The 10,083-nt window shown below is 33.3% G+C and carries 6 protein-coding genes and 1 pseudogene; 5 read left to right on the top strand and 2 right to left on the bottom strand.

What is annotated here, in order from left to right:
- Window positions 1–1,433, bottom strand: a 1,433-nt coding sequence (gene pdxR / locus DN394_RS28245) for a MocR-like pyridoxine biosynthesis transcription factor PdxR (protein ID WP_149294447.1), incomplete at its 3' end; no start/stop codon positions are given.
- 146 nt (window positions 1,434–1,579) lie between these two features.
- Here pdxR and DN394_RS28240 point away from each other — a divergent pair.
- Both DN394_RS28240 and DN394_RS28235 read left to right on the top strand, forming a co-directional pair.
- Window positions 1,580–2,497 (top strand): DMT family transporter, encoded by a 918-nt coding sequence (locus DN394_RS28240; RefSeq protein WP_149294446.1) that lies wholly within the window; start codon window positions 1,580–1,582, stop codon window positions 2,495–2,497.
- A 103-nt stretch (window positions 2,498–2,600) separates the two neighbouring features.
- Window positions 2,601–2,774, top strand: a pseudogene (locus DN394_RS28235) (DnaA N-terminal domain-containing protein); the annotation flags it as partial.
- Window positions 2,775–2,791: 17 nt separating this feature from the next.
- Here DN394_RS28235 and secY read toward each other — a convergent pair.
- Window positions 2,792–4,096, bottom strand: coding sequence for a preprotein translocase subunit SecY (gene secY, locus DN394_RS28230; protein WP_000490105.1), 1,305 nt, complete (start codon window positions 4,094–4,096; stop codon window positions 2,792–2,794).
- Between the two features lie 505 nt (window positions 4,097–4,601).
- On the opposite strand from secY, the gene DN394_RS28225 reads away from it, so the two are divergent.
- The 3 genes from DN394_RS28225 to DN394_RS28215 all read left to right on the top strand — a co-directional run.
- Complete coding sequence (locus DN394_RS28225; protein ID WP_001091621.1) at window positions 4,602–5,117, top strand: DinB family protein; 516 nt, start codon at window positions 4,602–4,604, stop codon at window positions 5,115–5,117.
- A gap of 587 nt (window positions 5,118–5,704) precedes the next feature.
- A complete protein-coding gene (locus DN394_RS28220; RefSeq protein ID WP_149294445.1) occupies window positions 5,705–7,651 on the top strand; it encodes a bifunctional metallophosphatase/5'-nucleotidase in 1,947 nt (648 codons plus the stop codon).
- An 888-nt stretch (window positions 7,652–8,539) separates the two neighbouring features.
- Window positions 8,540–10,083: M4 family metallopeptidase (locus DN394_RS28215; protein WP_149294444.1), on the top strand; the 1,544-nt coding region annotated here is incomplete at its 3' end.

Here is a 10,083-nt window from a genome sequence, read left to right as displayed (position 1 = left end):
TATAATATACAGTTTCGTATTGTATCATGTAATTTCTCTAAACCAATCAACATATCTTTTTCATTTAACATCGAGTAGCTAATCCGTAATTGGTTATTACTTATATCGGTATTTAATAGACAAGCTGTTCCTGGTAAAAAAGAGACATCTACTTCATTTGCTTTTTGTAATAAGATAAAGGGATCTATCGAATCAGGAAGTGTAATCCATAAATTAAAGCCACCATTTGGTATTTCAAATCGTAATTCTTTAAGTGGTGATAACATATCAATAGTTATATCACGTCTAATTTGTAAAGCCGTACGTAATTTTTCTAAATGATTTTTCATACGTTCTGCACGTAAAAAAGGAAGGAGTGCTTTTTGCGTTAATAAAGGACTACCGATATCCATTGAACCTTTTACAGCATATAACCATTCAAAAATAGGCCCATCGGCAATAAGAGATGCGATACGCAATCCTGGTGCTAACGTTTTACTAAATCCTTTTATATATATTACATGACCATTCGTATCAAAATTTTTGATAGGAGAGGAAATAGTAGCACCCTCAAAATATATTTCTCCGAAAGAATCATCTTCAATTATAAAAAACTCATATAGCTCTGCTAGTTCTATAAGTTCCATTCGGCGTTCATTACTCATTACTGTACCTGTCGGGTTCTGGAAAGTTGGATTCGTATACAATAATACGGGATTTTTACTTTGACAAATATCATCAATTAAGTCGGAGCGAACTCCATGATTATCAAGAGAAACTGGTATAATTTTAGCACCTTTATTGATGAAAATATCAAGCGCAGCACTGTAACAAGGACTTTCCACTAATACAATATCACCAGGTTTTAATAATGTTTGAGCAATTAAATCAATTCCTTGTTGTGCTCCGCTTGTAATTAATAATTGTGATGGATCGGTCACTAAATTTTGGTGTTCACTTAAGTAATTTGCTATTTCAACTCGCAGTTCATAATCACCCTGTACTGGCCCATAAGTTGCTAGGATCATCTGGTCTTTATGAAGTATTTTATGCATTTCATCTGCTAAGAATGGATTTGGCAATAAACGAGGATATAAAATCGCTTGTGAAAAATCGTAATATTTTCGGTGCTGATTCATTGCATATTGAGATCGCATAACATTAATCGTTTTCGTTTGCTGCCATTTGTACGGAATTGGTTTGAAATCTTTCTTTACTTGTTTATGTATATAAGCACCTTTTCCTTGCTCAATGCGTATATATTCTTTCTTTTCTAATTGCTTATATGCCTTACGAACAGTTAATAGGCTAATCTGCAAATCTTTGGCCATAGAGCGTAAAGATGGAAGGGAGTCACCATGCGCAAGCATGCCACTTTGTACTCTTTCAACGATTTGCATATATATTTGTTGGTAATACGGTATGTTGGATTCTTTACGAAGGACAATCTTCATGGTTTCACCTTTTTCGTTTTTATTTTATTAAAGCGAAAAATATAAAGAGAATCAACTACAATTTTAAGTAACTGTTATATACATAGATACACTGTTATACACCATACCTTCTATACTCATGTTAAGAGTAAAAAGGAGGAAGAAAAATGGTCATTTTCAATTATATTTTAGTATGTATTATTTTCGGAACAACATTTTTAACGATAAAAATCGGAATTGAAGCAGGAGCGCCACCATTATTTTCAGCAGGAATTCGTTTCTTGTTAGCAGGCGTAATTCTGATGATTATATTTAAGTTAAAGCGAAAAGAAATTATGCCACATGTATTTTCAAAACGTATTATATATGCTGGTTTTTGCTTAACATTTATGACATTCGCAACTTTGTACTGGGCGGAACAATATATTTCTTCAGGGTTAGCTGCTGTACTTTCTGCTACGGGGCCGATGATGATTTTGTTATTACAAGCAAAGAGAAATAAGACAAAATTGCAAAAGGAGCAACTCGTAGCATTAATTATCGCACTAATAGGTGTTGTTTTTGTTTCTTTACCAGGAACGCACCAAGAAGTAAGTCTCATATGGAGTATCGCTTGTTTTGTTTTAATAATAGGAGAGTTATTTTACGGAATAGGCTCTATTCGCTCAAAAGAAATACTTTCGGATTTACAAAGTGTATCACCATTTCTCATTAATGGTATTCAAATGTTTTACGGAGGGGTTTTATTACTAATCGTATCCGTCATAGTAGAACAACCGAATGTATCTGTATTAGCTTCATGGAGTGTACAGTGGCCTATTTTATATCTTATCTTTATCGGATCAATTGGTGGGCACGGATTATATTATTGGCTCTTATCAAAAACAAATCCTGTATTCCCGTCAACGTGGTTATATGTATCACCGTTAATTGCTATTATTGTAGGATATATCATATTAGGAGAACCTTTAAACCCTACAATGGGAATAGGTGCTTGTTTTATTTTGGTTGGTGTATTTTTAGTTAATCGATCCACACTCCGGAGCTATTTCAAACAAGGAAAATTATTTGAGAAGGAAATGTAGTTGTATAAAGAAGCAGCCCTGTTATATATAGGGCTGCTTGAATTTTATTAACGATACGGATTGACTTTATTTATTGGAAAGGCGTAATGAAAATACTATTTTCGAATTATGGGAGCAGTTCAAATCGTCCAATGATGATTTAAAATATAATAAAGTAGAAGATGGCGATAAACGCATTCAAGCTTTAGAAGAAAAAATAGTGAAGTTGGAAAATGTAATTGATACATTAGTGGGGAAATTAGAGGTAGTAGAATTAAAAACACAGTTGAAAAAATAACCAACTGTGTTTTTTACTTAATTCGCTTTATTGATAAATCCTTTATAATGACGTTTCACAAGCTGACTTTCTAAAGTTTTCATTGTTTCAAGTGCTACACCGACGATGATAAGTAAGCTTGTACCACCGATTTGTGCAGAAGGCGGTAATGTAGCAATTTTCGTGAATACGAGCGGTAAAATTGAAATTGCCCCTAAGAAAATTGCACCGATAAATGTTAAACGGTATAAAATTTTAGTTACATATTGTTCTGTTGATTTACCAGGACGAATACCAGGCACATAGCCATTTTGCTTTTTCAAATTCTCAGCCATTTGTTCAGGGTTTACTTGAATAAATGCGTAGAAGTATGTGAAAGCAACGATCAGACCGACATAAAGCGTCATTCCAATTGGATGTGCGAAATCAAGATTTGCAACTAACCATTGCGATACGCTTGAATCAGGGAAGAGCTGCGCAATTGTACGCGGCGTCATTAAAAATGCGGAAGCAAAGATAACTGGAATTACACCAGCACTATTTACTTTAAGAGGTAAATGAGTGTTTTTTGCTCCTTGATATTGATTGTTTCCTGAAACAGCTTTTGCATATTGAATCGGTATTTTACGCACAGCTTGTTGAATGTAAATAACACCAACAACTATCGCTAAAATTACGAGACCAATTAAGACCATCTTTATGATGTGCATGAATAATTGATCGCCTGCATTTTGAAATTGTTGCAAATAAATTTGATTCGCAACATTTGGAATCGCCGCAACAAGTCCTGCGAAGATAATCATCGAAATACCATTACCAACGCCATTGGCGGTAATTTGTTCACCTAACCAAAGTAAAAATGCAGTACCTGCAGTTAAAACTGTTGCAATAAATAAGTATGTAGTCCAGCTTTGATCTGTAATTAATTGTCCACCTGCTATATTATTAAAACCATAAGACATCCCAATGGCTTGTATGAATGCGAGAATGATTGTAAAGTATCGAGTGAATTGAGCTGATTTCTTACGGCCCATTTCTCCTTGCTTTGCCCATTCCGAAAATTTAGGTATAACGTCCATTTGTAGTAATTGTACTATGATGGAAGCTGTAATATATGGTGTAATACCTACAGCAAAGATTGAGAAGTGTTGCAGTGCTCCTCCGCCAAATACGTTTAGCATACCTAAAACGTTAGCTTGATCTTGTACTTTTAATACCTCTGCGTTAGTATGAGGAACTGGAATAAACGTGCCAATTCGAAAAACAATTAGCATTGCTAGTGTAAAAAGAATTTTGTTTCTTATCTCAGCTACTCTCATGAAATTTGAAATCGTACGAAACATTATGTCGCCTCCTATATTTTTATCAGTTCAAAACTGATGATTATATCCCGATGAAGTAACCACAAACCTCCTTCCGCATTAAATTCATTTGACAAATGGAATTTTATACATTTTGTAGTTTTCTCGGATATAAAAATATAAGGTGTTTTTTAGCGACCAATAAGCTTTTCGTAATCATTCAATACACATAATATATCGAATAAATTAACAAATGTACATACATACGCATGAAAAATGAATGAATAGGGGCATTTTTTACATTTATTTAATGCTAGATTGATAATTAGGAACGTTTTATGTAGTTGTATTGAAAGGATTCGGTGGAAAGTATTATGGTGTAGCTGTAGCATATGATAACCTCAAGGAAATCTTCAAGGATGTTGAGAAAACTCATATATTTAGTCGTGAATTAGAGAAACAGTAGTGAAGGAAAATCTTTCTTCTATAGAGAATATTTCTAACGCAGGAATCTAAGTATATAGGTTCTAATGAAAGGAGAATTCACATGAATACATTTGTAAAGGACAAGTTTTATGAAACGAGAAATCAATTATTTGAGGAAATTACTTTGTTAAGTGATGCTCAATTTAATAGAAAACCAGATAAGGATAAATGGAGTATAGCACAAGTTTGTCATCACTTAGTTTTATTAGATGAGAGAGTTATAACGGTTATTTCGTCAGGATTAAAAAAGATGGATAGTTTCCAAAATGAGCGTAAAGAAATTCATACTATTGTATTAGATAGATCGATAAAATTTATAGCACCAGAAATGATTGAACCAAGTATAGAACCATTCGAAGTGCTGCAAATGGTTGATTTGTTAAACGACTCTAGAAAAGAATTGATGCGTTTTCTGAGTACAATAGAAGATGAATCTAAATTGGCAAAAAAATCAGTGATGCATCCAGCTCTTGGAGAATTACTTCTTGATCAGTGGATAGAATTAATCTATTTGCATGAACAGCGTCATATAGAACAAATCAAAGAGGTAAAATTGCTTTGTGAAGTTGAAAAGTAAAAATTATTATCTATTTATTGAGCGATTTAGGATAGCATCAAGGGTTCGAGTGATAAAATACAAGTCCTGATTAAAATTATGATGAATTTAGTTGAAAGCAACCAATAAGCAGAAGAAAATACGAAACTAGCAGATCTTACTCTTGAATAGGAAACGAACATTCGAAAAGAAACTGAATCCGAATTGCTGTATAAGTGTAACCCCGTTTTAAATGAAGAACGGGGTTATTACTTTTGGAAGTGATCTCAGTATTTTCATTTAGAAGGAAATAAATTAGCAATGAAATCCGAAAATGTAATCAGCATTGCACACTATATCTTTAAGTTATAATGATTTCCGGAAATGAGTTATATGTCCATAATTTTGACAGTACATATACATCTACCGTTGGTTTAGCGCTCTTCACACGTTGGAGGAAGAAATAAATACTATTCTGCTAGGGGTATATGCATTTTATTCTCTATATTTTCACAGCAGAACCACCTCCAAAATTATCTTTTGCAGTTGAATTTTTCCGAATAATAAGTTACATTTTTAAAGTTCAAACAACTTTATAGCAGTACAAAAAGGGGAGAAATATTGTTATTATGCAAAAAATGAAATGGAAGAACTATGTATGCTATTTTATTATTCTTATGCTTCTTATAACAGCAGTAACAGCCAAACCAGCTATTTCTAAGGCTGAGGAATCTGATGTTAATATTACATTGTTAGGTACGGCAGATATTCATGGTAGATTTATGCCTTGGGATTATGCACTTGATGGAGCAAATATGAGTGGAAGTTTGACACAGCTTTATACGGTTATAAAGAAGATACGTCAAGAAAATCAAAATACCATATTAGTAGATGCCGGGGATACAATTCAAGGAAACTCAGTAGAATTATTCAATGATAAGCCACAATCGCCAATGATGGTAGCGATGAATACAATGGGATATGACGCCTGGGCATTTGGAAATCATGAATTCAACTTTGGATTAGATACATTGAAAAAAGTTAGTGAGCAATATAAGGGAAAGACGTTAGCAGGAAATATTTACAAGAAAAATGGAGAGCGTTTTCTTCCTGCATATACGATTGTTGAAAAAGGTGGAATTAAAGTCGGGATAATTGGTATGAATACACCAATGATTAGTGATTTTGAAAAAGGGACAGATCATTTGGATGGTTTAGTAGTGAAAAATCCAGTAGAAGAGACAAAAAAGGCAATTAAAGAATTAGAAGGTAAAGTAGATGTAATGGTAGGGGTTATGCATATGGGACTAGAAAATGAGAATGGAATCCCAGGTACTGGTGTTCAAGATATTGCGAATGCTTGTCCGGAACTAAGCGCTATTTTTGCGGCTCATATGCATAAACTTGTAAAAAAAGAAGTTGTAAATGGCGTAATTATTACAGAACCAGATAAATATGGAACGCATATTTCACGTATTGACCTTACTTTTACAAAGCAAGATGGAAAGCTGGTTCTAAAAAATAAAACTGCTACAGCTATACCTGTAAAAAATACTGATGGAACAACAATAGTATCTGATCCTACACTTGAAGACACACTGACACCTTTTCACGAGTATGCGAGAGGAGATGCAAATGTTGTTGTCGCTCAATTAAAGGGTAGAAACCTTGTTCCTGAAAATGAAATAAAGGGTATTCCAAGTGTGCAGATTCAAGAGACACCTTTATCAGATTTCTTTCATGAAGTCATGCTCCATTACAGCAAAGCAGATGTAGTCGCCCATCAAATTGATAACGATAATGCCCGTTTGGGTGTAGGTCCTATTAAGAAAAAAGATATTGCGTATAATTATCAATATGCTTTGGGAGAAATTACAGTATATAAGGTAACTGGGAAAGACTTAAAAGACTATATGGAATGGGCGGCAGGGTACTTTAACTCATCTCGTGCCGGAGATGTAACAGTTAGCTTTGATAAAACCCGTCGTGCTTCTAAATACAGTACGAATGATTTCTTTGGAGGCGTAAAATACGAAATTGACTTAACAAAACCATATGGAAGTAGAATTACAAATTTACGTTCTATTCGTACAAATAAACCAATCAAAACGAACGATGTTATGACGCTGGGAATGAATGCATATAGAATGGAGGCTCTTCAGGCAAAAGGGGGAGCTTTAGAGGGGCGTAAGTTTGAACAAATTTGGTCATCTAAACAAGAGAATGCATTCGGGGAAACTGGTGGAACCATTCGTAACCTTGCTATTACATATTTAAAAGAGGTAAAGAACGGTGTATATACGCCAAAAGTTATGCATAATTGGAAAATTACTGGCGTGAATACACATTCTTCAGAGCATAAGGCTGTAGTGGATCTTGTAAATAAAGGGATTTTAGAAATTCCAAAAACTGAAGATGGAAAATATACAAATATAGCATCTATAAATACTAAAGATTCAATTACAAAAGAAGAGATTGTAGCACTCTCACAAAAAGCTAATATTAATCCAAATCAGTTTAATCATGTAAAAAGAAAAGGTGAATTTTACAAAAAACTTAGTAGGATAATTAAATAAATATAAAATAGATAGCTTTCGTGCAAAAAACTATTAAACTTGGACATACCATTATCCTAAAAAAGTTTGTGATTGGTATGGAAATATAAAGAATCAACAATAAAAAATCCCCTGGATCATTAAACAAATCCGGGGATTTTTTATTTAAATAATTATGGTTTTATTTCTTACTATGCATATTTATAATATGCTTTAAAAGAACATACCTTGAGCTAATAACATGCAATAGATGTGTCCTTTACTATATTTAAATGGGAGACAAATTAAAGATATTTTTGACAAAATAAAAAAGCCTGAAACTCATATGAGACTTCAGCTATCTCATAATGTTACAATCCATGCAGCTATAGACATACATAACAACATTATATTAAAAAATCTAAATTGTAGATGCGCTGCCTCACTAAATTATTTATATACTATATACATCATAAAACAAAACACGCACTTTCTTTTTCTTGTTTATCAAGGTCATTAGTATTCATTTGATCCATCTTTATCCTAAATCAACTTCATGTCCGAAATATAAGTTTAAATAAGTAATATAAATTATAAGATGTCCTATAATAATTGTTATTTTAATAGCATTAAACCTACTCTTAAAATAGTAAAGAGTGGGTTTTTATGTTGTTATTTAGATGTAAGGGTACTTTGATTAGAATGAATATAGATAATTAACAACTAACCAATTAGATGAGCGCCTAAAAGAGCTCTTTTTTATTGAAATTAATATACATGTATGTGTCGTTCTTTATTTATATCATCGACCACATATATGTAATTTTGCATAATGTTACATGAATTTTGTATTTTCTCTTTTTTCCGACAGGAATAGACAGTATACTTTGTACAAGCTTTCTATTTCAAAAATTATACGAGGTGAAAAAAATGAAAAACAAAAAGACATTAACTAAGGTAGCATTAACAACAGGCTTAGCTTTAACAGCTGTAGCACCATACGGAGTAGGTCATGCAGAGGAAACAGACCAACTACAAGTTCAAATTCAGGAAGAATCGTTCCGTTCGGGTGAACTTACACAACCGTCACAAAAGGCACCAGAAAATGTAGTAAAAGATGCTCTTAAGGAGAAAACAGAACAAGCTCTTTCTCCAAAGCAAGTAAATGGAGAAACAGGAGTAGATTATAAAGTTCTTCAAAAACGTGGTTCATATGATGGAACTACACTTGTACGTATACAGCAAACATACGAAGGAAAAGAAGTATATGGCCATCAATTAACTGCACACGTAGATAATAACGGTGTTATTAAAAGTGTTTCAGGCGATAGCGCGCAAAATTTAAAACAAGAAGAGTTGAAAAAACCTATCAATCTATCAAAAGATGAGGCGAAACAATATATTTATACGAAGTACGGGAACGATATCAATTTTATTTCTGAGCCAGAAGTTAAAGAAGTTATTTTTGTTGATGAAAATAATGGACAAGCTAGCAATGCATACCAGGTTACATTTGAAGCTGCAACACCAAAATATGTTTCCGGAACTTATTTAGTAAATGCACAAAATGGTGATATGTTAAAAAATATGGTACAAGAATCTAACTTAAAAGCAAGTGAAAAACTAGTTGGAGCATTAAAGAAAAGTAAAAAAAGCAATCTTACATCATTAACTGGAACAGGAAAAGATGATTTAGGTATATCACGTACATTTGGAATCTCTCAACAAAGTAATGGCAAATATGCTCTTGCTGATTATACAAGAGGGCAAGGAATTGAAACATATGATGTGAATTATAGAGACATTACTAAAGAAGAAAGCTATTATCCTGGTACATTAGCAACTAGTACTTCGACAGCATTTAACGATCCAAAAGCAGTAAGTGCTCATTACTTAGCAACAAAAGTATTTGATTTTTATAAAGATAAATACAAGCGTAATAGCTTTGATAATAAGGGACAAAAGGTAGTTTCAGTTGTACATGCTTGGGATTCTGGAGATACGAATGATCCGAAAAATTGGCAGAATGCATTAAGTGCGAATAATGGAAGTATGCTTGTATACGGAGATCCTATCGTCAAGGCATACGACGTAGCTGGCCATGAATTTACACATGCAGTTACTTCTAGCGAATCTAATCTTGAATATTACGGTGAATCTGGTGCGATTAATGAGGCGCTATCTGATATTATGGGAACATCTATTGAGAAATACGTAAATAATGGAAGCTTTAACTGGACGATGGGAGAACAAACTGGATCTGTTTTCCGTGATATGGAAAACCCGGCTTCTGTTCCATCTTCACTTGGAGTACCTTATCCAGATGATTACAGTGAATTTAACGATTTTAATGGATGGGATCAAGGTGGCGTTCATTTTAATTCAAGTATTATTAATAAAGTTGCGTATCTCATTGCAAAAGGCGGAACTCATAACGGAGTAACTGTTAAAGGGATTGGTGAAGATAAAATGTT

It is taken from the genome of Bacillus sp. BB081 (assembly GCF_008368895.1).
Taxonomy (GTDB): domain Bacteria; phylum Bacillota; class Bacilli; order Bacillales; family Bacillaceae_G; genus Bacillus_A; species Bacillus_A wiedmannii.
The sequence above is the reverse complement of the archived record's forward strand: the minus strand, read 5'-3'. Positions and strand labels throughout refer to the sequence as shown.

Bases quoted from the DNA above. Each gene is read 5' to 3' on its own strand.
- DN394_RS28240 (WP_149294446.1), top strand. From the start codon at position 1,580: ATGGTCATTTTCAATTATATTTTAGTATGTATTATTTTCGGAACAACA.
- secY (WP_000490105.1), bottom strand. From the start codon at position 4,096: ATGTTTCGTACGATTTCAAATTTCATGAGAGTAGCTGAGATAAGAAAC.
- DN394_RS28225 (WP_001091621.1), top strand. From the start codon at position 4,602: ATGAATACATTTGTAAAGGACAAGTTTTATGAAACGAGAAATCAATTA.
- DN394_RS28220 (WP_149294445.1), top strand. From the start codon at position 5,705: ATGCAAAAAATGAAATGGAAGAACTATGTATGCTATTTTATTATTCTT.